This window comes from Acinetobacter sp. V104_13, assembly GCF_031798995.1.
GTDB lineage: Bacteria > Pseudomonadota > Gammaproteobacteria > Pseudomonadales > Moraxellaceae > Acinetobacter > Acinetobacter pittii.
Genome location: NZ_JAVQNP010000009.1, coordinates 68,213 through 94,353 on the forward strand (window position 1 = coordinate 68,213; position 26,141 = coordinate 94,353).

A 26,141-nucleotide genomic window follows, 5' to 3' on the forward strand; every position below is an offset into this window, starting at 1 on the left:
CTAAGTCTCGGTAATCGGGGCTTAGCTTTTGTTTTATTTATTTTTAAAGGAAATCCAAAGTTATCGGAACTAGATTAATATTAATTTTAGAAGACTAGCTATCAAATAATTAATAGCATAATTAACTTATTGTCTCTTTATCTGAAAAATTTCTAAACCTTAAATTTTTACCATACAATCAAAAATCACAATAAAATTAAGGTGAAATAATGAAAAAAAATATATTGATTCTTAGCTTGTTAATTATCAGTGTACAGAGTTGGGCCGAATGTAAAATTGGTGATTTAGAGATTGATCCAAGCGCTTCACAAACACCAGAAGGGACACCAAATCCAAGCAACTATATAACAATAACTGGACAGAAAGTGTTAACTAAGGCTTTGGCTAATATAAACATAGGAACACTGATAAAAACTAAAACTGATACCAATATTGCTCAGTCTAATGTGATTGCTTTTGAATATATTTTCAAGAAACCAATAAATCTAAACTCAAATGAACTAGCTTCAGGATTTATCACAGGAACAAGTAATTATGACGGTATTGTTTTTGCCGCGCCAAGTTTTGGAAGTGCGTATGGTTCACAGCAAAATTTGTTCATGAGTTCTATTTCTGGAAACATAACCCCAAATCAGACACAAAAAGAAGTTTTAGCAAATGAAACAGTTAGAGTGGGAATTTATTACAATCAAATCAGCAAGAAAATTGGTTATATTGTAAATGGTGTAGATAGGGGATACATATGGAGTTATACAACTCCATTAAGCAAAATGAAGTTTGCTATTGCAATTGAAGAGGGATTTTATGCTTCTAACTCTAGTGCCCTTGGTAAAGAAATATCATATGAAATAGTTTCTGATCATTCAAAACTACAATTTACTTATCCAACAGGCACCACAGATATTTGTGGAACGCCTCTTTAAAATAAATTACATATCAAATACGCTGCCTCACTACTTTAGTTAGGCAGTTTTAAGGGTCTATTGAGTAATCTATTTTTTTTTCAATAAGCATCCATTCAAACTCTACGGTCATCCATATTGGTATTACCATTTATACTCAATAAATAGTTAAACTCTTGCAAATATTCATAGATTTCAGGAGTGAGATTATATTTTTAGAGTAGTGGTGCTGATGTCTGCTGTGTTCGTAAATCTGAAAATATCTCGGCTAAATCTACTGGGATTGGTTCACTGGTCGTGCCTTGGGTTTATAAATAATTTAATTGAAAATGCTTCTATAGAACAGGGGCTTTTTATAGCTAAACTATAATAATTTATACATTCATTAATATCTAATATATTAAATACATAATAAGATATTTTTATAATATTATGAAAATTGGAAAGCTTTAGGAAAAATTTTAAGAATGTATTTAATGCATATTTGGACATTTAAGTCTATGAAAGAAGGCGAATCTTTATTCGCCTACCAAATACAAAAAGAATTTGCAGATATTTTAGTTTCAATTTTTGATCAGGAAACACTTCCATTTATTTCTGATCTTTCATATGTAGATTACGATTTATATAGTGACAGACAGCTTTATCAATTAATTAACGAATTTAAAAAACTAATTGAAATTTATACAGCTTTTATAGATGAAATTTCTAAAATAATAAGCTTTTTAGAAAAAGCTATTGAGTGTAATGAAAAAATTCTTTTTGATCCCTTTAGAGAATCTATCTTGGGCCTAAATATTTTTTTGAATTTTCCTAAAAAATCAATACACCTCGTATGAAATGAATTAAGTATCTATAATAATGGGTGCATATAAAAATATATGAAGTTAAATATTTAAAAATTATGATACCGGTACAGCCATTCTCTTTTTTCACAATTTTTCTGTTGTTTATTGTTCCATTAATTGGTGTTGTACTAACACTAGGCTTGTTGGTGAAAGCACTATTCTTTTGGCGAAATAAGGCTCAAAAGCCTGTTAGGTTTTTTTCTCGAAAGACATTATTCATTACCGTATTGGCACTAATATGTGACCTATGGGCAGGTTATTTATTTTATATGATTGCATCGGTAGGGTATGAGTTTGCACTTAAAGAGCATTATAAAGAAAGTCGCAGCCATTTCATTTTATCTCAAGATGCGCCATATGGAGAACTGTTGATTCCCAAAGGGAGCTTAATCAGTCGTTATGATGCTTTTGACAACGGTGAGCCTCAATTACCCTTGAGTTTACGGGGATTACAAGCTGTACGTTTTCCTCATCCTGTACAAGTCGCTGGAATGTGGGTAACTGCGATGGAACCTCCTCGAATGGAATTGGCATGGGATCAGCAAATAGGTCCAGTTATGCGCTTTGACCCTAATGAGGAAAATGGTTATGGTAAATGGGTTTACGATACGAAGCGTCCCACCATCACCTGTTCTCGTGGAGACATCGTGTTACTTGAAATTCCATCCATTCATTATGATATTGCAAAAGAATTTGGTAAACCTGAACCCGATGGACCCAATGCACGTTTTCGCCCGAGTGAATGGGGTGTTCAACAATGCGAAAAAGGTCAGGGGCCAATTAAAGTTAGTCCTGCATATACTGGTACTGCACCAAAGAAACCTTGGTTTCAACCTTACTGAAAAGCTCTATTCGACCTCTTTAAAGATTAGGTCAGTAATCTTATGCATTTACATGATCAATTTTAGGTAGTTGTGAACAGAGTGCTTGAGCTTGTTTATGTCCAAATTCACTTAAAGCAATTGAAGCATGCGAAAGGGTTTTTCCATTAATATTGGCTTCACTCTCAGCATGTCGGATCAGAAAAATACTCATATTATTTTATTGTTCAATTGCACGTATAGCACCTAAAGCAGCTACTTTTCTTCCCGCTTTTACTTTTGATATGTCGCAATCTTGCCAAAGCTCAGGAAGGCAGTTTTCTTTAGCAGACTTTAAAGCCGCGTCTAAATAACCGGGTAATTCTATTGTTCCTCCTCCTATTACTAATTGCGATGGATTTAAAAGATTAATAACAGTTGCTATTCCAAGACCTAAAGCTGTGCCTGCCTCTTCTATAACAGTTAAAGTTGCTTGATCTCCATTGTTAGCCATTAATGCTAGATTAGATGGACTGAGTGCACATTGCTTGGTAATTGCTGAGCCACTTGCAACTTCATCTAGACGCTTAATTCCGTCATTACTTTTTACTGGTAGGTAACCTAGCTCACCAGCCCAACCACTAGCTCCCAGTAAGGGTTTTCCATTTATTATGAATGCAGCCCCAATACCTGTTCCAATCATAAGAATGCCGCTTGCAGCATGAGACGAGGAATCATTTAGTTCCGCATGCATGGCAGCTTTTACATCATTTAAGATAATTGTTTTACTACATAATAATTTTAATGCTTCATTTCCTTGCCAACCTGTAAATGCAGGGAGGACATCACAATTAACAATGTGCCCATATTCGTTAACTAGACCCGGCACTGCTAGGCTTATACTTTCGGGTTTAATTCCATGTTTTAAAATAAAAGATTGTAGGTGTGATATTAATTCTTCTGGGGTGAATGAAATTCCTGTACTAAATATCTCCTCAATTTCATCACATAATATTAATAATTTAGTACCTCCAAGATCTACACCAATTTTCTGTCTGTTCATCCCATGCCTTATGTAAAAATCATTTTTTTAAATTCTATCTCGTCTAGAGGATAGTGTTTTTATAATTATCAGTGTTTGTGTAATAACTTTTAAATTTAATTCAAATGAAGATCTATCATTTTCCTTACACTGAATATTCGCGTAAACATAACAAATAGTTGTTTACTAATTTTTCTGTTTTTCTCTCCTTTATAAACCCCCATTTAACAATAATCATCTCATTATTTATCCTTACTTTTTAATGATCTATTTTAAAACAAATGTCATTTTGTGTGCTTGACTGTAAAAGGACAGGGCACTATTCTTTGCCTGCTGGCCACATTGCCAGCCGGTTTTAGCAGACCGTGCTCAAGAACATTGAAAAAATTCATTTTTTGATGTAGACCCGTTCGTCTCCCTTTTTGTAGCGGTAGGACGGAGGGGGGACACCTTCGGGTGTGCTGGGTCTTGAGCCAGTCTGCTAACCCCCTTTCGTTCTGCCACCATAATTCCTATTCATGTCTGGCAGAACTCCCAATAAAAAGGAGTTGGCTTTGCACATTCTTAATTTCTTGGCAGCCTTTGCCAAAGTCTATATCGACACGACTTAAATTTATAAGCAGCTTGATAGCGATTAGCGCTTTCAGGTTTTAATTCGTCGCGACCAAAAACTTAATCAACAATAAAACTTGAGATGTGCAAAACACAGTCTTAACGGCTTTGCTATGCCTTTTTTTCTCCCAAAAAAGCATCTCGCTTATCTACAACAATAATTTTATAACGGTAAAACTATGCCACATTTAGTGATCTCCCCACGTGCCATACAAGTCGTAAATAAATCAATTGATCTGTTTCACCATCACGGATTTCATACCGTTGGAATCGACAGAATTGTGAAAGAATCTCAAATTCCAAAAGCGACTTTTTATCATTACTTTCACTCTAAAGAGCGATTTATCGAAATCTGCATGATCGTGCAAAAAGAACGTTTAAAAGAAAAAGTAGTTTCAATGGTTGAGTACACCAGTCAAACAAGTGTGGTGGATAAACTTAAGAAACTTTATGTCTTACATACCGATTTGGAGGGGCTTTACTATCTATTATTTAAAGCAATTTTTGAAACCAAACTGACCTATCCAAAAGCCTATATCACCGCAATGAGATATAGAACATGGTTGCTTAATGAAATCTATAGTCAGTTAATAAAACTAAAAAAAGATCTTTCCTTTCAGGATGCCAAATTATTTTTATATATGATTGAAGGAACCATTATTCAGCTTTTAAGCTCGAGTCAAGTAGGGGATAGAGAGATGATATTAGAATGTTTTTTGAAGCAGTTTAAATAGGATGAATGAAGCATGAAAATATCCATGCTAAATCTGCTTAAATAAGTTTGCTGGATGTTTCTTCAAGCCATTAATAATTGATACGACGTTTAAATGTCTAATTTAAAAAAGCCCTTTTTGTCTTAAGGGCTTTTGTTGTGGGGCTATTCTTTATATTGCCATGCTTTTAAAAAGGTACGACACACTTCTTCATTTAACTGTTTTAGTTCTTCTGGAGTTGGAATATTTCCACTAATCAACGTAGCGGGATAGGTATAGCCCATTACCGCACCGAGAAAAGCCTTTGTTGCTTCCTCTGGCTGATCAATTTTAACAATACCAGCATTGTGTGCAGTTGAAAGAATATCGGTTAGAGATCTTTTAATATTCCCTTGAGTACGTTGCTGAATTTTAGGAAGAATTTCTTTCATTTCAACTAAGGCAATAATCAGCAATCTTTGCAGGCGAATGACGTCAATATGATAAAAATGATTTTGTACAGACTGTCCAATTTCTAACAATAATTGATCTAGACGCTTATTTTTCAATTCATGCTGCTCAATGAAAGGTGCTTCCATTTCTGCTTTTAAATGATCAAAGACTTCAATGAGTAACGCTGTCTTGGTCGGGAAGTGGTTATATAAAGTTTGTCGATTTGTACCGGCTTTTGCAGCAACAGTCTCTAAGCGGACTTCTAATCCATGCTCAAGAAATAGTTCGCGTGCTGCAGCAATGATAGTAGGGCGAATTCGAGAGGGACGACCTGGAGATTTTTTTAACATATCGGTTTTCTTGCACATCTTATTTATTTACTTTACAGTAAAGTAAATAAATTGTCTATAAGTCTGGGGTCCCAGATATGCTTGATCTAAGTTTTAATTACCGTAAGTTTATATATTTATTGCCTTTATTTGTTTTTTTAAATGGATGTGATTCTGATCAGCCTGCCCCTAAAAATATTCAGCAGGTGGGTACGATCACTATAAAACCAGAGACGATTGAATCTACCTATCAATTGGCTGGAAGAACGGTGGCCTCTGAAATTTCTCAGGTCCGTCCACAAGTCAATGGAGTAGTAATAGAGCAATTATTTAAGGAAGGCACGCAAGTAAGCAAAGGGCAGCTACTTTATAAAATTGATTCATCACTCTATCGGGATAGTGTGGATGAAGCCGCTGGTAATCTTGCATTAGCAAAAGCCACTGTAAATTCGACTCGCCTTCAAGCCGACCGTTATAAAGAATTGATTAAAGTAAATGGGGTGAGTCAACAAGAGCTTGATAATGCTCAAAGTGCATATGAGCAAGCGAAAGCGACTGTTGCCGTAAATGAAGCTGTACTGAAAACAGCACGAACCAATTTACGTTACACACAAGTTAGTGCGCCAATTTCAGGACGAATAGGGCGTTCATCTATTACACGTGGGGCTTTAGTCACCTCTGCTCAAACAGAACCTTTAGCAACGATTCAAAAACTTGACCCCATGTATGTCGATTTGACTCAGTCGAGTGATGAATACATGGCGTTGCGTAAACAGCTTACTGAAAATGGAATAAAACCGACTGAACTTTCAGTGCGTTTGAAGCTTGAGAATGGCACTGCCTATGCAGAACAGGGGACTTTTAAGTTTAGTGATGTTGCTGTAGATGAGGCGACTGGAAGTGTCACCTTACGTGCAGCATTTCCCAATCCTAATAATGCGTTATTACCCGGCCTGTATGTGCGGGCAGAACTTGGAACGGGAACACGTCCTAACAGCGTCTTAATTCCTCAAGGTGCGCTGTTCCGAGACGCAGAAGGAAATCCACTTGTTTGGATTGTTGGAAAAGATAATAAAGCCGAGCAACGAAAAATTACTCTAGGCGATGCAATTGATAATCGTTGGTTAGTGACCTCTGGCTTGAAAGCGGGAGATCAAGTCATTGTTGAGGGGCTGCAAGGCTTAACTGCCGGCATGACGATTGAACCTACCCCAATGAGTTGAGGATTGCGTATGTTGTCGAGTTTTTTTATTGCACGACCTATTTTTGCTTGGGTCCTCTCTATTTGTATTATGGCGTTGGGGACGATTTCGATTTTAACGTTACCCATTGAGCAATATCCTGACATTGCGCCACCGGGTGTAAATGTTACTGCAAATTATCCGGGCGCATCGGCCAAAACTGTTGAAGACAGTGTTACACAGATTTTGGAGCAACAAATTAAAGGGATTGATGGTCTACTTTATTTTTCATCGAGTAGTAGTTCGGCGGGTCAAGCACGGATAAGTCTCAGTTTTGATCAGAATACCAATCCTGACACTGCTCAGGTGCAGGTGCAAAATGCTGTGAATCAGGCGCTGAGTCGATTGCCTCAAGAGGTCCAGCAGCAAGGGATCACTGTGACAAAATCACAAGGCGATAGTTTACTGGTCTTTGCGCTTTACGATGAAAGTGGGACTAGATCTTCTGTCGACATATCTGACTATATGGTGAGTACACTGCAAGATCCATTAAGTCGGGTCGATGGAGTGGGTGAAATCACCGTATTTGGTGCTCAATATGCAATGCGCATCTGGCTTGATCCTCATAAATTAAACAGTTACGGATTAATGCCATCAGACGTTAGAACTGCAATTGAAGCACAAAACACTCAAATTACAGCAGGAGAATTGGGCGCATTACCCACGCGTGATGGGCAGGCTCTAAATGCAACAGTAACAGCATTATCTCGGTTACAAACCGTGAGCCAATTTGAAAATATTATTTTGCGGACACAAACAAATGGTGCGGTTGTATTACTTAAAGATGTTGCCCGAGTCGAGCGTGGTGCAGAGAGTTATCAGACTTCTACACGTTTGAATGGAAAGCCAGCTTCGGGTATGTCTATTCAACTTGCTTCTGGTGCCAATGCATTAGAAACGGCTGAACGAGTTAAAGCTGAAGTCACACGGTTAACTGCCTCTATGCCAGCGGGTTTAAAAGTTGCATACCCACGCGACAGTACGCCATTTGTAGAAGCTTCGGTAAATGGGGTGATTAAAACTTTAGCTGAAGCAATTGTTCTCGTCATTATTGTCATGTTCTTATTTTTGCAGAGCTGGCGTGCGACTTTAATTCCGGCAATTGCAGTTCCGGTCGTATTGTTAGGTACATTTGGTGTGTTGAGCGTACTTGGCTATAGCATTAATACACTGACTTTGTTTGCAATGGTACTCGCAATTGGTTTACTGGTAGATGACGCGATTGTCGTCGTAGAAAATGTTGAGCGGGTTATGCATGAGCAAAATCTTGATGCTCGGCAAGCCACCCTAATTTCAATGCAAGAAATATCTGGCGCGCTCGTGGGTATTGCCATGGTACTCGCAGCAGTATTTTTACCTATGGCATTTTTTGGTGGTTCTGTCGGGATTATCTATCGCCAGTTCTCGGTAACGCTCGTATCGGCTATGGTACTTTCTGCAATTGTTGCTTTAACACTTTCACCTGCGCTATGTGCAACCTTACTCAAACCTGCAAATGAAAAACATAAGCAGAGAAAATTTTTTACTTGGTTTAACTATAAAGTAGAGCAAGGTCAAACAGGCTACCGCACAAAGCTAGTTGCTGTTTTAGGTAAACCCAAAGTCTTTATGGTCATATTCGTAGGTATTACAGCTTTGTTAGGTTGGCAATATACGCGTATGAATACGGGGTTTTTACCTCAAGAAGACCAAGGCTCGGTTATGGTTCAATTTAGTACGCCTGTAGGCACGACACTAGCTGAAACAGAGCGGGTTGGTAATCAGATTGCAGATTACTTTTTGACGAAAGAAAAGAATAATCTCAATGTGATTTTTATGGTGATGGGTAGAAATAACGCAGGCAGTGGGCAAAATGTGGGAATGGCATTTGCCGGACTCAAACATTGGGATGACCGAGAAGGTAGTGAAAATACAGCCGAAGCTGTGATTGCTCGTGCAAATGCACATTTTAAGTCACTGCGTAACGCACGTGTTCAGGTACTTTCACCCGCTGCTGTAAGAGGCCTTGGGCAATCTAGTGGCTTTGAATTTTGGTTGCAAGATGCTGAGAATAAAGGACGAGATGCTTTACTCGCAGCACAAAATAATGTGTTAAAAGCAGCAAATGCTGATTCTGGCCTAGCTGCAGTACGTTTAAATAGCTTAGAAGATAAAGCCCAGTTACAAGTCGATATCGATCAAAGAAAAGCCAGTGCTCTTGGATTAGCCCAAGCAGATATTAGTAATACGCTCTCATCGGCGTGGGGCGGATCTTATATTAACGATTTCATAGATCAGGGACGTGTTAAGCGAGTTTATTTACAAGGAGAGGCAATCTATCGTTCCTTACCCCAAGATATTGGGCAATGGTATGTTCGCGGTGCTACTGGTGAGATGACGCCATTTTCTAGCTTTTCTTCTGTGAAATGGCAGATGGGCCCTCAAATGCTGCAACGCTTTAACGGTCTTTCAGCCGTTCAAATACAAGGCTCTGCGGCAGCAGGTGAGAGTTCTGGTGGGGCTATGGATAAGATGCAGCAGTTAGTTGACCAGCAACAAGGTTTTAATCTTCAGTGGAGTGGGTTGTCTTATCAAGAGAAACTAGCGGGTGGCCAAACGATCTGGTTATATTTAGCCTCAATCATCTTTATCTTTTTATGTTTGGCAGCACTTTATGAAAGTTGGTCTATTCCTGTCTCTGTCATGCTAGTGATTCCTTTAGGTCTTATTGGCGCTGTAGGTGCTGCAAGTCTGGCAGGTTTTGTTAACGATATTTACTTTCAGGTCGCTATGCTTACCACCATTGGGCTTTCTGCCAAAAATGCCATTTTGATTGTTGAATTTGCGGCAGCCAAGTTAGAGGCTGGTCAGGCATTAATGGACGCTATTATTGAAGGTGCGGGTCAGCGATTACGGCCAATTATTATGACATCTCTGGCTTTTGTTGCAGGTGTTCTTCCATTGGCTGTATCTACAGGAGCAGGGGCTGTTAGCCGAAAAGAAATTGGTATAGCCGTAACTGGTGGGATGATTTCGGGAACTCTACTTTCTATTTTCTTTGTGCCTTTATTTTTTCTTTTAGTTCGTCGTTTAACCAATAAGTTAAACACCAAAAAGGCAAAATGATTTTACAAAACAGAATGTCATTAACAATTAGGCCCTCATGCTATAAATAGAATGAGGGCCTAAAATCTGACTAAAAACTTAGAATGTATTTTGAATAATGACATCGTCGTAAGGAAGTTTGCCCACGCGTGGGTAAGGCTCGGAAGCCGACTTACCAACAGCAATCATTAAACACACCACATGGTCTTCAGGTAAGTTAATGAGCTTTGCCATTGCGTCAAAGTCAAAACCATCCATAGGGCAACTGTCTAAACCATGCTCTTGAGCAAGAAGCATCAAGGTTTGAGCAAAAATACCAGCACTACGCATAACTTCGTCACGTTGGGTTTGTGGACGGTCACGGTAATATTGGTCAATTGCGCCAGCCATAATATTTTGTACTTCTGGAGTTGCGCCATCCCACACACGCTTAGCATCAACTTCCCATGTATTTACTTTTGCACACAACACAATAAGTAATGATGATTCTGTAACTTGTGGTTGATCCCAAGCAATGGTGCGAATTTTTTGTCTTAACTCAGTATCTTCAATGATGACTGGACGCCAATGTTGTAAGTTAAAAGCGCTTGGCGCATTTGCTAAAACTTCTTGTAATAACTGCTTTTTGTTATCGTCAGAGAGTTGAAAAGCAGGGTCGAAGCGTTTAACTGCGCGGCGGTTACGGATGGCATCAATAACATTCATAAGATTTTCCTACTTAAGAGTTGGGTAGCGGTACTCGTTAGTTTTTATAACGTTGGGCTACATCAGCCGAAGAAAAGTTTGGTAGTAATGTGATACGTGATTTTTCAAAATTATTCCATTGATTTTCGTCTTTCAGCACAGGAATTGTAATCGTTTCTTTGCGGTCAAAACCAATCAGAGCCGCATCGACCAAATCATTGACATCCATTAATGGTGGGACTTGGCTTAAGTCGATGCCAGAACGTTCCCAAATTTCGGTTTTAGTTGCCGAAGGCAATACGGCTTGAACATGCACGCCATGATTTTTTAATTCTAAATGTAAGCCTTGGCTAAAAAATTGGATGAAAGATTTACTTGCGCCATAAATGGTAGAACCTAATTCAGGAGCTAATCCAAGCACTGAACCTAAATTAATAATCGCGCCTTTACCTTTGCGTAGAAGGGGTTGCGAAATTGCATGAGACAAACGAACGACCGCAGTCATATTTAAAGTAATAAGTTTTTCAATCTCTTTAATATCTTGAGTCAAAAAGTTTCCGTTTAGTGCAATCCCAGCGTTATTTACCAAGATTTCAATATCAGCATCATTTTTGAGTACATCTTCAATCTTACTAATGTCTTGATCGTTTGATAGATCGGCCCGAATGAACTCGACCTGTACACCGTATTTTTCTTGAAGGTCTTTTGATATTTTATCTAAGCGGTTGGTGTCTCGTGCAACCAAGATTAAGTTATGGCCACGTTGAGCAAATCGGTCTGCATAGACAGAACCAATTCCTGACGAAGCTCCTGTAATAAGTACTTTTGATTGAGCTGACATGTGATGTCTCCACACTTTATTTTAGATTATGACTATAATCTAAAATATACAAGTTTTGATGTCAACCATAATCAATGTATAATTATGACGAGTAGGGTGAGTAAAAGTGGGTAGGCCAACATGAAAGTCAGTAAAACTCAGGTAAAAGAAAACCGAGAAAAAATTGTCGAAAAGGCGACTCAACTGTTTCGTAACAAAGGCTACGACGGTGTCGGCATTGCTGAATTAATGTCTAGCGCAGGCTTTACTCACGGTGGGTTCTATAAACATTTCAGTTCGAAAACAGACCTTGTCTCAATTACCGTTAAACATGGACTTGAACAGGTTCTAAAGAAAATAGAAGGTTTAAATTTAGCTCAATTTATTCAGCTTTATGTGTCCCGTACCCATCGAGATAACCGAGATTTGGGATGTACCTTAACAGCGCTATCTTGTGATGCTGCAAGACAGCCAGACGAAGTAAAAGTCGAGTTTGAAGAGGGCATTGAGCAACTTATCCAGTTCATTATGAATGAACGAGCAAAACAATTGTCTTTGGAAGCGCCAGAGTTGAGAAAGCAAGCTATTAATATTCTTGCTCAATCCGTAGGGGCAATTGCCTTGTCTCGCGCATGCCCAGACCAATCTGTGCTTAGCGATGAAATATTGGAAAGCTGTAAAGAGAGTCTTTTAAAATTAGCCGATTAGGCTTTTTTAGCATTTAAGCTGGTTTGGCTAAACTGAATTAATCTCGCTATATCGACTGTTCGCTCATAAATGAGTTCTGCTGCATGTTCGCAGGCGTGTTCTAGGGTGATGGGACCATTGGCTAGTGAAAAAGCAGCGCTTACGCCGTGCTCATAAAGCGCTTGGTAGTCTTCGCCTAATGTTCCTGCAATCACAATGACCAGAACGTTATGAGCTTTTGCAATTTGGCTTACCCCAAAAACTGTTTTGCCGCTTAAGGTTTGCTGGTCAAATTTACCTTCACTGGTAATGACCCAATCTGCGTTAGAAATTTTATGCTCAAGCTGATTCAGTTCAGCCACGACTTTAACTCCAGCTTTAAAGACTGCATCTAAATAACTTTTGGCTGCAAAGCCTAAACCTCCCGCAGCACCAGAACCCGCTTCATCTCGTTTATCGAAACCTAAAAGTTGTGCCGAGACATCGGCAAAATGGGCAAGCGCTTGGTCAAGTAACTTTACTTGAGTAGGGGAAGCCCCTTTTTGTGGGCCAAAAATATGAGATGCGCCGTTTGGACCGCAAAGTGGATTGCTCACATCGGCAGCCAATAAAAACCTCGTTTGCTGAATACGTGGGTCGAGATGTGTTAAATCAATTTTGGATAGGTGTCTAAGAGCAAGGCCGCCAGCTGGTAAAACGTTTTGATTGGCGTTGAGAAAAACTGCACCCAAAGCACTCAGTAATCCTGTGCCGCCATCATTGGTAGCACTGCCTCCCACAGTTAAAATAATATCTTTTGCACCTGCGTCTAAAGCATCCAAAATGAGCTGGCCCGTTCCAAATGTTGTACTGTGGCAAGCATCCCGCTCAGACGGTGGAATTAACTGTATGCCGCTCGCTTGAGCCATTTCAATGATGGCAATTCTTTGTTTTCCTAACCATCCCCATTTGGCTTGAACGGGCTGACCTAATGGCCCGACTACAGTTTTTTCACGCCATTCACCTTCACAGACCTCTAACACTGCTTCAATAGTTCCTTCGCCACCGTCTGCCATCGGGCATAAAATCGTTTCTGCATGAGGAAAAACTTCTTGCCATCCTTTGGCAATGGCCTGAGCTACATTTAAAGCAGTTAAGCTGTCTTTAAATGAATCAGGGGCGATCACAACCTTCATAAGTGCTCTAATATGGATAGATTTTTAATTGTTTTATACTGTTTAATGCGAAAAAAACATAGATAAAGACATGTAAACATCAATTTTAAAAGGCTTTCAATCTGTTAAAAATAAAAGCCAATAATGTTTTGATCTGTAAAAGGCAGAGTTTCTATCTTTTTAACTCATTGTTTTATATGTTTTTCTATAAATAGCGCGGTTGGCCTAAATGATTGTAATTGTAAAAAATATGGCACATATTATAAGAACAGTTGAGCCAGCTTTTTAAAATATGGTGAATAACATACCAAGCGGACTCTACCCCCAAGCTAGATAGCAGCGATTCTTAATATAAGCATAATTAAATTGTGGTTTTATTGGATCTGTTGAATGCCTAAGAAGAAATAAGAGGATGAAAAAGTGGATAATTCAGAAGAACAAAAGCATATACAGGAAAATAACGGTTTTGCGCGAATTGAGCCATACACTCATCCTGCTGGCGGGTGGGGTGCACTCCTTAGTGTTGCTCGAAACTTAAAGCGACAAGATATTTTAGGTAAAGGTTCAATTACCTTACTCAACATTAACCAGCCTACAGGGTTTGACTGTCCTGGCTGTGCATGGCCAGAAAAGAAAGATGCTCATGCCTTTAACTTCTGTGAAAATGGTGCAAAAGCAGTTGCCTTTGAAGCAACCAGTAAAACAGTGACTCCTGAATATTTCGCAGGGCATACCGTCAGTTGGTTATCAGAACAAAGTGACTTTTTCCTCGAAGACTTAGGCCGCTTAACAGACCCAGTTCGCTATGATGCTGCAACCGATAAATATGTGCCTATTTCATGGGATGAAGCATTTCAGATTATTGCTAAACACCTCCATGCGCTAGATCACCCCGACCAAGCGGCATTTTATACTTCGGGCCGTGCCAGTAACGAAGCGGCATTTTTATATCAATTGTTTGTGCGAAGCTTTGGTACCAATAACTTTCCAGACTGCTCGAACATGTGTCATGAAACCACAAGTGTTGGTTTGCTTGACTCGATTGGTTTAGGAAAAGGCACAGTCACCCTAGAAGACTTTGATTTAGCCGATGCTATTTTTAGTTTTGGTCATAACCCTGGCACCAACCATCCACGTATGTTAGGTACTTTACGTGAAGTGTCTAAACGTGGCGGCAACATTATTGCGATTAACCCAATTAAAGAACGAGGTCTTGAGCGTTTCCAAGACCCGCAAGCACCGCTTGAAATGATGACCAACGGCAGTACGCCAATTAGTCGTTATTATTTTCAGCCGAAAATTGGCGGTGACTATGCACTCATGTTGGGTATGTTAAAACACTTAAATGAGTGGGATAAAAAAGCGCTAGCTTCAGGTAAACCGAGTGTTTTTGACCGAAACTTTATTGCGGTGAATACCGTTGGTTTCGATGAAATGATTGCTGAGGTTGAAAGAACTGAATGGGCAGATATTTATAAACACTCAGGCCTATCGCCTGAACATTTAGAAAAACTCGCCAAACTCTTTTTAGAATCAGAGCGTTCAATTTTCTGTTGGGGAATGGGTATCACGCAACACCGCCACGGCACGGCTAACGTACATATGCTGGCAAATTTATTGTTGGCGCGTGGTCAAATTGGCAGACCGGGTGCAGGGCTATGTCCAGTTCGTGGGCATAGTAATGTACAAGGCGACCGAACCATGGGTATTAATGAACTGCCTAGCCCTAAATTACTCGACAACATTGACCGCGTGTTTGGTATTAAATCACCGAGAAAAAATGGACATGGTGTCGTTGAAACAATTAAAGCCATGGCTGAAGGTGAGGTCAAAGTCTTTATTGGTTTGGGTGGAAACTTTGCAGTTGCAACGCCAGATACGCCGTATACCCAAGAAGCACTTAGAAAGTGTAATTTAACTGTTCATGTTGCAACCAAGTTAAACCGTAGCCATTTGGTGTGTGGTAAAGATGCACTTATTTTGCCATGTTTAGGGCGTACCGAAATTGATGAGCAGCTTCATGGCCCACAGGCAATTTCAGTCGAAGATTCGATGAGTAATATTCATTTGTCAGCAGGACGTAACGCTCCAATTTCTGACAATATTTTGTCTGAACCAGATATTGTCGCCCGAATGGCCGAAGCAGTGCTTCCAGACAGTCAGATTAAATGGAAATGGTATATCGAAAGCTATGACCGTATCCGTGACTCAATTGCCGATGTCTTTGATGAGTTCCATGACTTTAATTTACGTGTTTATAAACCGGGTGGCTTCCACCTCGAACATCCAGCCAATCAGCACATCTGGAATACAAAAAGTGGTAAAGCGCAGTTTATGATTACACCGCTGAGTGAAGTCTATGCCGATAAAGAAAATCAGTACGCTGCCGCATATACCGACAGTAAAGTTTATACCTTAATGACCACGCGTTCTCATGACCAATACAACACTACTCTATATGGTCTAGATGACCGTTACCGTGGGGTGTTCGGTCAGCGCCGTGTGTTGTTTATGAACCAAGCTGATATTGATGAAGCTGGTTTTGAAGCAAACCAGTGGGTCGATATTGAAAGTGTTTTTTCAGACGGTGTGAAACGTATCGTGCATAGTTTCCGTATTGTGCCGTACAACATTCCGCGAGGCAGTTTAGCCGCTTACTATCCGGAAACTAATCCTTTGGTGGCATTAAGCAGTCATGATAAATATGCCAAGATTCCTGCTTCAAAAAGTGTTCCTGTGATTTTGCATCCCGGAAATGCGCCAGAGCATTTTAACTTGGCAACGGCAGTAGCCCCTGAAGATGCAGATAGAAAAGTCAGCAGCCTTTAAATCTAAGACGATATTTAAAATGTAATTCAAATAAATGGCGCTCTAAACAAGCGCCATTTTGAAATAAAGGAAATAATTTTGACACCACATTCTTATGGGGTTGAGACATTACTAGTACAGCGGTTTAACAAAACCGACTCTGAAAATGTTTTAGATCATATTGTTCAAGAGTACCCAATCGCCTTGGTGTATAACGGCATTTCGCATGCGGTGATGATGGCGACACCGACCGATGTTGATTTATTTGCTAAAGGATTTAGTCTCTCGGAAGGAATTTTAACAAGCTTAAAAGAACTATATGCGCTTGATGTACATCAAAATGAATTGGGCATTACGGTTGAAATGGCCATTTCATCTAGAGCTTTTGCTGCATTAAAAGAACACCGCCGCATGATGGTAGGCCGTACAGGCTGTGGTTTGTGTGGAATTGAAAGCTTAGAGCAGTTTCAGTTAGATGTTCCTAAAATTACAACGCATGCATCAAAAATATGGCTTGAGCAAATTCCGAGTGCCATTTCCCATTTAAAAGCCCAACAGGAAATTACTGCTTTAACGGGTGGCGCACATGCCGCAGCTTGGGTGGTTGATGGTCACATCGTCGCTTTATTTGAAGATGTCGGCCGCCATAATGCTTTAGATAAATTAATTGGTTATTTAGCACAACAAAACTACGACACCAGTTTAGGTTTTGTGGTGATGACCAGTCGGGCAAGTTATGAGCTAATACGAAAATGTGCTCAGCTGAACATCAGCCTATTGGCGTCAATTTCAGCGCCTACCAGCATGGCCATTCAATTAGCCAAGCAATCTGGCCTGACTTTGGCAAGTTTTTGTAGGGGAGACAGATTTGTTTTATATACAGAAATTTAAAATATATTGTTCAAGATGATGGGCCTAAAATAAAGCTCATCTGACATTTCTTTGGCTTTTAAGCTAAGGATAGGTTTTATGGATTATTATAAAACTCTAAAGGTTCAGAGTCTGTCCAAATGTCTTGGTTACAATCACTAAAAGAATGGGCAAAACGTCTAAAAAAACAAATTATTATGCTTTGGTTTGCATCAAAGCATCCTCAAATGCCATGGTTCCCAAAAGTTATTGCTGTGGTGGCTGTGGCTTATGCCTTTAGTCCGATCGATTTAATTCCAGATTTTATTCCTATTTTAGGCCTTTTAGATGAGGCCATTATTCTACCGATGCTGATTTGGTTAGCTGTTCGTTTTACACCTCAACAAGTCATTTTAGATGCGGAACAACAAGCTGAAGAATGGCTAAATCAACAGGAGCGTCGACCTCAAAATTATTTGGTTGCTGTACTCATAATATTAATTTGGATCACACTGGCAGTGATGGCCTATTTCTACTTTGGTGGTGGCTTGTAATTTGCAAACCGTCAAAGTTTAGAATCGTGAATTTAAAGGCATTAACATTGTGCTTTGCTACAACTCAAAGGATAATAATGTTTTTATAAGCTATGGGTTGCAGACAATGAAAATCGTCGCAGATGAAAATTTGGCATTTACCGATTACTTTTTTTCTGAGTTTGGCGATATTCAACACAAAGCAGGGCGTACTTTAACCCATGCAGATGTAAAAGATGCTCAAGCTTTACTGGTCCGCTCGGTTACTGCGGTTAACGCAAGTTTAATTGAAAACACAGCATTAAAATATGTGGGCAGTGCCACAATCGGGACCGATCATTTAGATATTACGGCGTTAGAAAAACAAGGAATTACATGGGCAAATGCGGCTGGTTGTAATGCGCAAGCGGTTGCTGAATATGTCATTACTGCTTTACTTCATTTAGATGCAAACCTTTTAGAACAACAAGAAAAATTTACCCTAGGCATTGTCGGTCTTGGCAACGTCGGTAAGCGCTTGGCTTATATGGCCCAGTTGTTGGGCTGGAACGTAATTGGCTTTGACCCATATGTGAAACTAGACATAATTGAGAATGTAAGCTTAGAAACTCTGTTGCAACAAGCCAATGCCATTTCAATTCATGTGCCGCTTACAAAAAACGGTCAACATCCGACATATCATTTGTTTGATGAAAAAGCTTTTGCAGCGCTTCAACCTGACACGATTTTAATTAATAGTGCACGTGGTCCAGTCGTGAAAGAAACCGCTTTAATGGAAGATATTCAGCGTACCCAGCGTAAAGTGGTGCTTGATGTATTTGAGCATGAACCAGTCATATCAGAAGAACTCATAGACATGTTGGCTTTAGCAACACCGCATATTGCTGGTTATAGCCTTGAAGGAAAAGCCCGCGGTACACAAATGATTTATGAAGCGTTTTGCCAAAAATTTGGATATGACATGAATAAGCGGTTTGAAACTCAACTACCTGCATGCGAAGACTATTTTTCAGGACATGATTTAAAAGTGGTGTTAAAGCAAAAACTATCTCAAATTTATGATATTGCTCAAGATGATGCCAACATCCGTGCCTGTGTTAAAGACGGCAAAGTAGAGCAAAAAGCATTTGATTTATTACGTAAGAATTATCCGCTGCGCCGTGAATGGGCAGCACATGGGGGACCACAGGCATGAGTTTAAGTTATCAACCTACTTGTTCAATTGATGCCTTAAAAGCACGTGCCAAGCTCTACACCCAAATTCGTCAGTTTTTTGCTGAACGTGGTGTTATGGAAGTCGAGACACCAATCGTTTCACAGGCAGGTGTCACCGATGTACATTTAGCTTCGGTTCAGGCTTTGCGTCATATTAACGGCAAATTGCAAACTCAATATTTACAGACTTCACCAGAGTTTGCCATGAAGCGTTTATTGGCGAGCGGTAGTGGGCCGATTTACCAGATTTGTAAGGTGTTCCGTGATGATGAACACGGGCGTAAACACAACAGTGAATTTACCATGCTTGAATGGTATCGCCCCGGTCTAGACTTAAAAGCGTTAATGCATGAAACAGCCGATTTATTGCAAACCTGTTTGCAGCATCGTTTTGGTGAAGTTCGTCCGTTTATTTTAAGTTATAAACATGCCTTTCAAGATCGACTTGATATCAACCCGTTGCAAGCGACTTTGAAGCAATTCAAAGATACCGCAAATCGTGTGGGGTTAAATCTCGACTTGGGCGATGATCGCCTAGCTTACATGGATTTGTTATTTTCTCATTTTGTTGAACCAAGTTTAGGTTTTGATGCTCCAGTTTTTTTAACTGACTTTCCACCAGAAATGGCCTCTTTGGCAAAAGTGAAAGTAGATGAAGATGGGGAAGAGGTCGCGGCGCGTTTCGAGGTTTATATTGAAGGCTTAGAGCTAGCCAATGCCTACGATGAATTGCTTGATGCAGACGTGTTACGTTCACGCTTTGAAGCAGATAATGCAGAGCGGGCTAAGCAAGGGCTTCATGTTATGCCTTTAGATGAGCATTTGTTAGCAGCATTGCCTCATATGCCGGAATGCTCAGGAATTGCTTTAGGTGTAGACCGTTTACTCATGGTTGCAATGGATCAGGTCAAAATCGAAAAAGTAGTTACCTTTCCAGCGGAAATTGCTTAAACGCTGACAAATAAAAAAGCCACAATATTGTGGCTTTTTTATTGAGGATTTATTCAGCTTAAGCTTGTTGAATACCTGCAACAACCCAGTCTTGCTGAGTGCCAGCAGGCTTAACAAAGTGCCAGATTTCGGTAAACGGTTGTGGCAAGCTGTTTAGATCTTCACTTACTGTACCAGTGAAACGTACGCTTACTACGTATTGACCATTTTCAGTCGCACTGTCTACAACCATCGCATTCAAGTTACTAAATTCAGCAACGTCTTGATCTTGGTTTTCCATGATGTCGTTATACATAGAACTATAAAGTTCTGGTGTTAAGTAACGGCGAATTTCTTCAATGTTACTTGCAGTATTCATCGATTGGATGTGATTAAAACGTTGACGTGCAATACGTAAGAACGCAGCAGGTTCACTACCATCTGGAAGTTGATTGCCATTGCTCGTGGTTACACCACCAAAAGGCGCTTGCGTTGCTGCACCGCCACCCACAGATTGACCAAAGATATTTGTATTATCGCCAGCATTACGTGGAGCTGCTTGTGGTGCAGCAGAACGGCCAAATGGGTTTTGACCGTTGCTATTTGGTGCGTAAGGGTTGTTACCTGCTAATTTTTTTTTTGATCCCAATTTACGGAATACAAAGAAAGCAAGAGCTGCAGCAAGCAATACCCAAATCCAACCTGGGATTCCGCCTTTTTTCTCTTCTTGAGCTTGAGCCTGAGTGGCTTGCTGTTCAGTTGATGTCGGTTTGTCATCAGCTAAAGCATTTGCTGCAACAGCACCTACGGCAGCACCAGCCACACCAGCTGCAACCATTGAACCAACACCTGGACCAGATTTCTGAGGCGCTGTAGTGGTTTGTTGAACTGGAGTCACTTGACGAGGTTGTTGATAAGACTGGCTTGAAGTAGTCGAACGTGCCATACCGTGGCTTTTACCACCACCTGCACGTTTAGCTTCAGCAAGAGGAGAAATTGCTAAAGCAGCCATTAAAATACCGGTAATCAAGCCACGCTGGTGTACTTCCATAGGAAATTCCTGTTTAAAGTTAATTTGTAATAGTATTTATGCAGGCTTTTACTCTAAATTTCAACTATAAAAGTATGTTTTTTTATGTCAATTCATCACTGAGTTGCATAGCTTCTGTCAATGCTTCATGCAAGCGCGCAACAGCAATAACTTGTACGCCCGGAATTGCCTTTTGAGGGGCGTTTCCTCTTGGTAAAATGACATATTTAAAGCCATGTTTCGCTGCTTCTTTTAAGCGCTCCTGACCGTTAGGAACAGGGCGAATTTCACCAGAAAGACCAACTTCACCAAAAACTGCAAGCTGTTGAGGCAATGCTTTAGTACGTAAACTTGAAGCACATGCAAGTAAAACAGCCAAATCAGAACCTGTTTCGGTAATTTTTAAGCCGCCTACAATATTAACATAAACGTCTTGTCCAGTAGTTTGAACACCGCCATGACGATGCATGACAGCAAGCAGCATATTTAAACGGTTTTGTTCAAGACCAAGTGCAACACGTCGTGGTTGTCCTTGAGCATCATCAACTAAAGCTTGTACTTCGACCAAAAGAGGGCGAGTTCCTTCACGGCTAATCATGACAATTGAACCGGGAATCGCTTCATCGTAACGACTTAAGAAAATGGCAGAAGGGTTAGCCACTTCACGTAAGCCTTTATCAGTCATGCCAAATACGCCAAGCTCATTCACTGCACCAAAACGGTTTTTAACAGCACGAATCATTCGATAACGTGAGTCTGATTGACCTTCAAAGTAAAGTACGCAGTCCACCATATGCTCTAAAACACGCGGACCTGCCAGTGCACCTTCTTTGGTCACATGGCCAACAATGAATAGCGCTGTGCCACTATTTTTTGCATAACGGGTTAATAAAGCAGCTGATTCACGAATTTGTGAAACTCCACCCGGAGCAGATTGGAGAGTTTCTGTATAAAGTGTTTGAATCGAATCTAGAATAGCGACTACAGGTTTTTCTTGTTCTAAAACCTCACAAATACGTTCTACACAGGTTTCAGCCATGACTTTTAATTGGTCAGTTGGCAGATCAAGACGTTGCGCACGAAGCGCCACCTGAGATAAAGATTCTTCACCCGTAATATAAAGTGCAGAGCTTTTTGCGCTTGCCATGTGTGTTGCAGTTTGCAAAAGAATGGTTGATTTACCAATACCGGGGTCACCACCAATTAATACAACAGAACCTGTCACCAAACCACCACCAAGCACTCGGTCAAATTCGCTAATGCCTGTAGGTAAACGGGTTTCATGAGAAACAGAGACTTTATTTAGCGTAGTAATATTAGCAACTTGACCCGCATAGCCCCCAATTTTAGGACGTGCACGGTGAGCTGTGGTTGGCTCAAGTTTAACTTCAGTCAGAGAATTCCATTCACCACACTCTGAGCATTGACCAGCCCATTTAAGATGATCGGCACCACATTGCTCGCAACGGTAAACAGTTTTGACTTTACTCATAAAAAATTGAAATTTTGCTCGATATTATATAAATATAGTTCTTAGGAAGTTCTTCGTTCTTGTTTCCTAAAATTATCATAAAAGATATTGAGGAAATTTGAAGGGATCTTCTAAGGAACTAATAAGGGAAAGACATCAAAAATAACACGATATTGGATTTTTACAAGTCAGATAAAGTTTGTTTTCAATGGATATAAAAAATCTAATCTATTCCCCAAGGAAGGTGTTTTTACTGGAGTATGTATCTAGCTGTTTATTATAGATATGGCATGGATATTGCTGAAGTAAAAACGAACAAAATAATATGAGTATTGTATTTTTAGAAATACAAAAGGTTGATATCTATGAGTGCAGCAGAAATTGTTGATTGGGTAAATAGTATTATATGGAGTAAGGCGCTTATCTATTTATGTTTAGGCGTTGGTTTATTCTTTTCTATTTTAACAAGATTTGTTCAGGTCCGCCAAATTAAAGAAATGGCTAGACTTTTAATAAAAGGTACTTCTTCAGAGCAGGGCGTTTCATCTTTTCAGGCATTATCAGTATCTTTAGCAGGCCGTATTGGTGTAGGTAACATTGCGGGTGTTGCAGCAGCAATTGGCTTCGGTGGACCCGGTGCAGTTTTTTGGATGTGGATGGTTGCATTCTTTGGTGCTGGTACAGCTTATGTAGAATCGACACTCGGTCAACTTTATAAAGTTGAGTATCAAGGACAATATCGCGGTGGCCCAGCATTTTATTTTGATAGAGGACTAGGTCAGCGTTGGTTAGGAATTGTATTTGCTATTGCAGCAATTGTCGCTTGTGGTTTGTTTTTACCGGGTATTCAAGCCAATGCAGTAGGTAAGGCATTTACACAGATTACAGGTGAAGGCGCAATTGTTTTTGGTGATGTTGGTGTCTATAAACTCGTTGCTTTGGTCGTCGTGATTGGTTTGCTGGCTATCCTCATCTTCGGTGGGATTAAACGAATTGCTCAGTTTGCTGAACTGGTTGTACCTTTTATGGCAATTGGTTATTTCCTCATGGCTGTTATCATTGTTGTGGTTAACATCTCAGATCTTCCAAAAGTATTAAGCCTGATTTTTACAGATGCATTTACGCCAATGGCAGGTCTTGGTGCTGCAATCGGTTGGGGGGTGAAACGTGGTGTTTATGCCAATGAGGCAGGCCAAGGAACAGGACCACACGCAGCAGCGGCAGCAGAAGTTCAACATCCAGCTCAACAAGGTTTGGTCCAATCTTTTTCAATTCACTTTGATAGTATAATTGTTTGTTCTGCTACTGCATTTATGATTTTAATGACAAGCCAATATAATGTTCAGGGGGCTTTAGAAGCAGGTCAATTCATTGTTCAAAATGTTCCTGCCTCGACTGAAATTGGTTCTCCTGCATTTACACAAATGGCGGTGAGCACTATTTTTGGTAATTTTGGTCAGATCTTTGTTGCTTTAGCCGTATTCTTCTTTGCATTCACCACTATCGTAGCTTACTACTATATTGCAGAAACAAACCTTGCTTATTTGAGCTACATTACAAAATCACCGTCATTACTGTTCATTGTAAAATGTTCAATCATTCTCGCTGTAGGTTATGGTTTACTGAGTGCCACAGGCTATATCTGGGGTATTGGTGATATTGGTGTTGGCTTGATGGCATGGATTAATATTATTGGTATTGTTGTAACGTACTTTATTTATAAACCAACGATTAAGGCATTAAAAGATTACGAAGAACAACAAAAAGCGGGAGTAAAAGAGTACACATTTGACCCTATTAAATTAGGAATTAAAAATGCGACATTCTGGGAAGAGCGCTTGAAGAAAAACCAAGAACTGAATGCGCAAGTTAAGAAAACAGGAAGCTAGAGATTAACAATCAAATAGCTAAAAAGGTGGTCATATTGACCACCTTTTTTCATATGAGATTGATCATTAAATGAGAAACTGGATGTTCCAAAAAAGTGCGTTGTATTGCTAGGGGCTTGTGCGTATTATCGGATTTAATTGTATGTAGCTTGGAATCATCAGCAATACAGACAAATTGGTTAGCTGAAAAGTTGTCAAAAAATATACATTTAAAAGATACCTGCAAATGGTGCGATATCGTCTTTTTGATTTGAATTTAGCTAACGGACTAAAAAAATTACTGGAGTGTATTTATAAAATGTCGAATCAAAATCTGAGCGAGCCTCATGAACAAGGTGAGCTCCATCGAAGCCTCTCCAATCGGCATTTACAACTAATCGCGATTGGTGGTGCAATTGGTACTGGATTATTTATGGGATCAGGCAAAACAATTAGCCTTGCTGGTCCATCAATCTTATTCATTTATTTGATTATTGGTGTGATGGTGTTTTTTGTCATGCGTGCGCTTGGCGAATTACTTCTTTCAAACCTTGCCTATAAATCATTTATTGACTTCACAACAGATTTAATCGGTCCATGGGCGGGTTACTTTGTAGGGTGGACATACTGGTTATGTTGGATCACGATTGGTATCGCTGACCTTTCTGCAATTATCTACTACTTACAATTCTTCAATAATGGTCTACCTTTCTCGCCTGTCGAAGGGGCGATGATCAGTGTTGCCGCGATTGTATTTATTATGGGTTTAAACCTGTTAACAGTTCGCTTGTTTGGTGAGTTAGAGTTCTGGTTTGCGCTCATTAAGATTCTTGCGATTATTATTTTAATCGCTGTGGGTCTATGGATGATCTTTACAGGCTTTACCTCAAGTACAGGTGAAGTTGCATCATTTACTCATCTCTGGGCTAACGGTGGCTTCTTCCCAACAGGTGTACATGGTTTCTTGGCAGGCTTCCAAATCGCAATCTTTGCTTTTGTTGGTGTAGAACTTGTGGGAACAACGGCTGCGGAAACGAAAGACCCAGCACGTAACTTACCAAAAGCAATTAACTCAATTCCAATCCGTATCATTATTTTCTACGTATTGGCATTGTTGATTGTGATGTCTGTAACACCTTGGAATAAAATTGATCCAGCGATCAGTCCATTTGTAAACTTGTTTAGTCAAGCAGGTGTGGCAGCAGCAGCGATCTTGATGAACTTGGTGGTATTGTCATCAGTGATGTCATCAATGAATAGTGGTGTCTTCTCAACAAGCCGTATGTTATTTGGTTTATCTCGTGAAGATCAGGGTCCAAAAGCTTTTGGTAAATTGAACAGACGTGCGGTGCCGGCAAATGCATTGTATTTCTCTGCTGCGTGTTTATTGTTAGGTGCGGCATTACAGTATTTTGTACCAAATACAGTTGAAGCATTTACGCTTGCAACTACACTTTCAACGATTCTGTTCATTTGCGTGTGGTTACTCATTATCTGGAGTTATATCCGTTACTACACTACACGCCCTGAGCTGCATGCCAAATCAACGTTTAAATTACCGGGCGGCTTATTTACATGTTGGATCACGATTATTTTCTTTATTGGTATGATTTACGTGTTGTCTTTAGAGCCAGATACGTTTAAAGCGCTTAAAGTCAGCCCAATTTGGTTTATTATCTTGATCATTGGTTATTTCTTCTTCTATAAACCGCGTCATAAAAAGTAATTAAATTTATTTAGTTATGATCAAACGCCAGCTGAAAAGCTGGCGTTTTTTATGCATATTGTTTTTCTCTTTAAGTTTACTCTTTAGCCGCCTGCATGATCACGGTATACTGCATCGAATTGTTTAAATCAGGTGCTCAGATGCGTCGTGTCATTTGCCTCATCAGTTTATTGAGCAGCAGTATTTTGCTTAGCGCTTGTGGTCAGTCAGGAGCATTACAGCTACCTTCTGATCCGAATTATGACAAACGTGCGAAATACTTGCTCTATCGTAATAAAGAACAGAAACAAGTTGTGCAACAGGATGAACAAGCTGAACAGTCAGTTGAAGCATCAGCCCCAACCCAAACAACTTCACCTTAAG

General features: G+C 39.8%; 23 protein-coding genes. 15 read left to right on the plus strand and 8 right to left on the minus strand.

The window, feature by feature from the left end; all coding sequences use genetic code 11:
- Nucleotides 1–209: 209 nt before the first annotated feature.
- The 3 genes from RMB06_RS01465 to RMB06_RS01475 all read left to right on the plus strand — a co-directional run bounded on the left by RMB06_RS01465 (nt 210) and on the right by RMB06_RS01475 (nt 2,592).
- On the plus strand, nt 210–923 hold the full coding sequence (locus tag RMB06_RS01465; protein ID WP_311077918.1) for a DUF4882 family protein: 714 nt from the start codon (nt 210–212) through the stop codon (nt 921–923).
- Between the two features lie 455 nt (nt 924–1,378).
- On the plus strand, nt 1,379–1,741 hold the full coding sequence (locus RMB06_RS01470) for a hypothetical protein (RefSeq protein WP_208753385.1): 363 nt from the start codon (nt 1,379–1,381) through the stop codon (nt 1,739–1,741).
- 107 nt (nt 1,742–1,848) lie between these two features.
- A complete protein-coding gene (locus tag RMB06_RS01475; protein WP_141314374.1) occupies nt 1,849–2,592 on the plus strand; it encodes a hypothetical protein in 744 nt (247 codons plus the stop codon).
- A gap of 40 nt (nt 2,593–2,632) precedes the next feature.
- On the opposite strand, the gene RMB06_RS01480 is transcribed toward RMB06_RS01475, so the two are convergent.
- Nucleotides 2,633–2,785: a phosphoglycerate mutase family protein gene (locus RMB06_RS01480; RefSeq protein WP_014207433.1), complete on the minus strand. Its 153-nt coding sequence runs from the start codon at nt 2,783–2,785 to the stop codon at nt 2,633–2,635.
- Between the two features lie 6 nt (nt 2,786–2,791).
- On the minus strand, nt 2,792–3,613 hold the full coding sequence (locus RMB06_RS01485) for an ROK family protein (protein WP_063099472.1): 822 nt from the start codon (nt 3,611–3,613) through the stop codon (nt 2,792–2,794).
- A 770-nt stretch (nt 3,614–4,383) separates the two neighbouring features.
- Here RMB06_RS01485 and RMB06_RS01490 point away from each other — a divergent pair.
- Complete coding sequence (locus RMB06_RS01490; RefSeq protein WP_161282557.1) at nt 4,384–4,938, plus strand: TetR/AcrR family transcriptional regulator; 555 nt, start codon at nt 4,384–4,386, stop codon at nt 4,936–4,938.
- A 143-nt stretch (nt 4,939–5,081) separates the two neighbouring features.
- Here RMB06_RS01490 and RMB06_RS01495 read toward each other — a convergent pair whose 3' ends face one another.
- Nucleotides 5,082–5,699, minus strand: coding sequence for a TetR/AcrR family transcriptional regulator (locus tag RMB06_RS01495; protein WP_311077924.1), 618 nt, complete (start codon nt 5,697–5,699; stop codon nt 5,082–5,084).
- A gap of 77 nt (nt 5,700–5,776) precedes the next feature.
- Between RMB06_RS01495 and adeD the strand changes: the two genes are divergently transcribed.
- Together adeD and adeE are read left to right on the plus strand one after the other, a co-directional pair.
- Nucleotides 5,777–6,901, plus strand: a complete 1,125-nt coding sequence (adeD, locus tag RMB06_RS01500) for a multidrug efflux RND transporter periplasmic adaptor subunit AdeD (RefSeq protein WP_311077926.1) — start codon at nt 5,777–5,779, stop codon at nt 6,899–6,901.
- Nucleotides 6,902–6,910: 9 nt separating this feature from the next.
- Nucleotides 6,911–10,024 (plus strand): multidrug efflux RND transporter permease subunit AdeE, encoded by a 3,114-nt coding sequence (adeE, locus tag RMB06_RS01505; RefSeq protein ID WP_311077928.1) that lies wholly within the window; start codon nt 6,911–6,913, stop codon nt 10,022–10,024.
- A 78-nt stretch (nt 10,025–10,102) separates the two neighbouring features.
- On the opposite strand, the gene RMB06_RS01510 is transcribed toward adeE, so the two are convergent.
- Together RMB06_RS01510 and RMB06_RS01515 are read right to left on the minus strand one after the other, a co-directional pair.
- Nucleotides 10,103–10,708: a nitroreductase family protein gene (locus RMB06_RS01510; protein WP_032057642.1), complete on the minus strand. Its 606-nt coding sequence runs from the start codon at nt 10,706–10,708 to the stop codon at nt 10,103–10,105.
- A gap of 37 nt (nt 10,709–10,745) precedes the next feature.
- Nucleotides 10,746–11,528, minus strand: a complete 783-nt coding sequence (locus RMB06_RS01515; protein WP_311077930.1) for an SDR family oxidoreductase — start codon at nt 11,526–11,528, stop codon at nt 10,746–10,748.
- 120 nt (nt 11,529–11,648) lie between these two features.
- Between RMB06_RS01515 and RMB06_RS01520 the strand changes: the two genes are divergently transcribed.
- Nucleotides 11,649–12,215: a TetR/AcrR family transcriptional regulator gene (locus tag RMB06_RS01520; protein WP_311077932.1), complete on the plus strand. Its 567-nt coding sequence runs from the start codon at nt 11,649–11,651 to the stop codon at nt 12,213–12,215.
- Here RMB06_RS01520 and RMB06_RS01525 read toward each other — a convergent pair.
- Nucleotides 12,212–13,369, minus strand: coding sequence for a glycerate kinase (locus tag RMB06_RS01525; protein WP_311077933.1), 1,158 nt, complete (start codon nt 13,367–13,369; stop codon nt 12,212–12,214). The two genes, RMB06_RS01520 and RMB06_RS01525, sit on opposite strands and share 4 nt — an antisense overlap.
- Nucleotides 13,370–13,768: 399 nt before the next feature.
- On the opposite strand from RMB06_RS01525, the gene RMB06_RS01530 reads away from it, so the two are divergent.
- The 5 genes from RMB06_RS01530 to epmA all read left to right on the plus strand — a co-directional run bounded on the left by RMB06_RS01530 (nt 13,769) and on the right by epmA (nt 19,704).
- On the plus strand, nt 13,769–16,177 hold the full coding sequence (locus RMB06_RS01530; protein ID WP_311077935.1) for an FdhF/YdeP family oxidoreductase: 2,409 nt from the start codon (nt 13,769–13,771) through the stop codon (nt 16,175–16,177).
- 78 nt (nt 16,178–16,255) lie between these two features.
- Nucleotides 16,256–17,047, plus strand: coding sequence for a formate dehydrogenase accessory sulfurtransferase FdhD (fdhD, locus tag RMB06_RS01535; RefSeq protein WP_311077937.1), 792 nt, complete (start codon nt 16,256–16,258; stop codon nt 17,045–17,047).
- Between the two features lie 119 nt (nt 17,048–17,166).
- Nucleotides 17,167–17,559, plus strand: a complete 393-nt coding sequence (locus RMB06_RS01540) for a YkvA family protein (RefSeq protein WP_126645247.1) — start codon at nt 17,167–17,169, stop codon at nt 17,557–17,559.
- 106 nt (nt 17,560–17,665) lie between these two features.
- Nucleotides 17,666–18,733: a 4-phosphoerythronate dehydrogenase gene (locus tag RMB06_RS01545; RefSeq protein WP_311077939.1), complete on the plus strand. Its 1,068-nt coding sequence runs from the start codon at nt 17,666–17,668 to the stop codon at nt 18,731–18,733.
- A complete protein-coding gene (gene epmA / locus RMB06_RS01550; RefSeq protein WP_311077942.1) occupies nt 18,730–19,704 on the plus strand; it encodes an EF-P lysine aminoacylase EpmA in 975 nt (324 codons plus the stop codon). Before RMB06_RS01545 ends, epmA begins: the two co-directional genes overlap by 4 nt.
- A 58-nt stretch (nt 19,705–19,762) precedes the next feature.
- Here the strand turns inward: epmA and RMB06_RS01555 are convergent, their stop codons facing one another.
- Nucleotides 19,763–20,734, minus strand: coding sequence for a Tim44 domain-containing protein (locus RMB06_RS01555; RefSeq protein WP_057070344.1), 972 nt, complete (start codon nt 20,732–20,734; stop codon nt 19,763–19,765).
- Between the two features lie 82 nt (nt 20,735–20,816).
- A complete protein-coding gene (radA, locus tag RMB06_RS01560; protein ID WP_005073053.1) occupies nt 20,817–22,205 on the minus strand; it encodes a DNA repair protein RadA in 1,389 nt (462 codons plus the stop codon).
- Nucleotides 22,206–22,549: 344 nt separating this feature from the next.
- Here radA and RMB06_RS01565 point away from each other — a divergent pair, with 344 nt between their 5' ends.
- The 3 genes from RMB06_RS01565 (at nt 22,550) to RMB06_RS01575 (ending at nt 26,140) form a co-directional block, all read left to right on the plus strand.
- Complete coding sequence (locus tag RMB06_RS01565; protein WP_014207419.1) at nt 22,550–24,073, plus strand: sodium:alanine symporter family protein; 1,524 nt, start codon at nt 22,550–22,552, stop codon at nt 24,071–24,073.
- A gap of 298 nt (nt 24,074–24,371) precedes the next feature.
- Nucleotides 24,372–25,778 carry an amino acid permease gene (locus RMB06_RS01570; protein WP_031944527.1) on the plus strand — a complete coding sequence of 469 codons (1,407 nt, stop codon included), beginning with the start codon at nt 24,372–24,374 and terminating at the stop codon, nt 25,776–25,778.
- Nucleotides 25,779–25,918: 140 nt separating this feature from the next.
- Nucleotides 25,919–26,140, plus strand: coding sequence for an LPS translocon maturation chaperone LptM (locus tag RMB06_RS01575; RefSeq protein WP_016140224.1), 222 nt, complete (start codon nt 25,919–25,921; stop codon nt 26,138–26,140).
- The last annotated feature ends 1 nt before the right edge of the window (nt 26,141 follow it).

Bases quoted from the DNA above. Each gene is read 5' to 3' on its own strand.
- RMB06_RS01480 (WP_014207433.1), bottom strand. From the start codon at position 2,785: ATGAGTATTTTTCTGATCCGACATGCTGAGAGTGAAGCCAATATTAAT.
- RMB06_RS01565 (WP_014207419.1), top strand. From the start codon at position 22,550: ATGAGTGCAGCAGAAATTGTTGATTGGGTAAATAGTATTATATGGAGT.
- RMB06_RS01525 (WP_311077933.1), bottom strand. From the start codon at position 13,369: ATGAAGGTTGTGATCGCCCCTGATTCATTTAAAGACAGCTTAACTGCT.
- RMB06_RS01575 (WP_016140224.1), top strand. From the start codon at position 25,919: ATGCGTCGTGTCATTTGCCTCATCAGTTTATTGAGCAGCAGTATTTTG.
- RMB06_RS01515 (WP_311077930.1), bottom strand. From the start codon at position 11,528: ATGTCAGCTCAATCAAAAGTACTTATTACAGGAGCTTCGTCAGGAATT.
- RMB06_RS01540 (WP_126645247.1), top strand. From the start codon at position 17,167: ATGTCTTGGTTACAATCACTAAAAGAATGGGCAAAACGTCTAAAAAAA.
- epmA (WP_311077942.1), top strand. From the start codon at position 18,730: ATGAGTTTAAGTTATCAACCTACTTGTTCAATTGATGCCTTAAAAGCA.
- RMB06_RS01545 (WP_311077939.1), top strand. From the start codon at position 17,666: ATGAAAATCGTCGCAGATGAAAATTTGGCATTTACCGATTACTTTTTT.
- RMB06_RS01490 (WP_161282557.1), top strand. From the start codon at position 4,384: ATGCCACATTTAGTGATCTCCCCACGTGCCATACAAGTCGTAAATAAA.
- RMB06_RS01520 (WP_311077932.1), top strand. From the start codon at position 11,649: ATGAAAGTCAGTAAAACTCAGGTAAAAGAAAACCGAGAAAAAATTGTC.
- radA (WP_005073053.1), bottom strand. From the start codon at position 22,205: ATGAGTAAAGTCAAAACTGTTTACCGTTGCGAGCAATGTGGTGCCGAT.
- RMB06_RS01495 (WP_311077924.1), bottom strand. From the start codon at position 5,699: ATGTTAAAAAAATCTCCAGGTCGTCCCTCTCGAATTCGCCCTACTATC.
- RMB06_RS01470 (WP_208753385.1), top strand. From the start codon at position 1,379: ATGCATATTTGGACATTTAAGTCTATGAAAGAAGGCGAATCTTTATTC.
- adeD (WP_311077926.1), top strand. From the start codon at position 5,777: ATGCTTGATCTAAGTTTTAATTACCGTAAGTTTATATATTTATTGCCT.
- adeE (WP_311077928.1), top strand. From the start codon at position 6,911: ATGTTGTCGAGTTTTTTTATTGCACGACCTATTTTTGCTTGGGTCCTC.
- RMB06_RS01465 (WP_311077918.1), top strand. From the start codon at position 210: ATGAAAAAAAATATATTGATTCTTAGCTTGTTAATTATCAGTGTACAG.
- RMB06_RS01485 (WP_063099472.1), bottom strand. From the start codon at position 3,613: ATGAACAGACAGAAAATTGGTGTAGATCTTGGAGGTACTAAATTATTA.
- RMB06_RS01510 (WP_032057642.1), bottom strand. From the start codon at position 10,708: ATGAATGTTATTGATGCCATCCGTAACCGCCGCGCAGTTAAACGCTTC.
- RMB06_RS01555 (WP_057070344.1), bottom strand. From the start codon at position 20,734: ATGGAAGTACACCAGCGTGGCTTGATTACCGGTATTTTAATGGCTGCT.
- RMB06_RS01570 (WP_031944527.1), top strand. From the start codon at position 24,372: ATGTCGAATCAAAATCTGAGCGAGCCTCATGAACAAGGTGAGCTCCAT.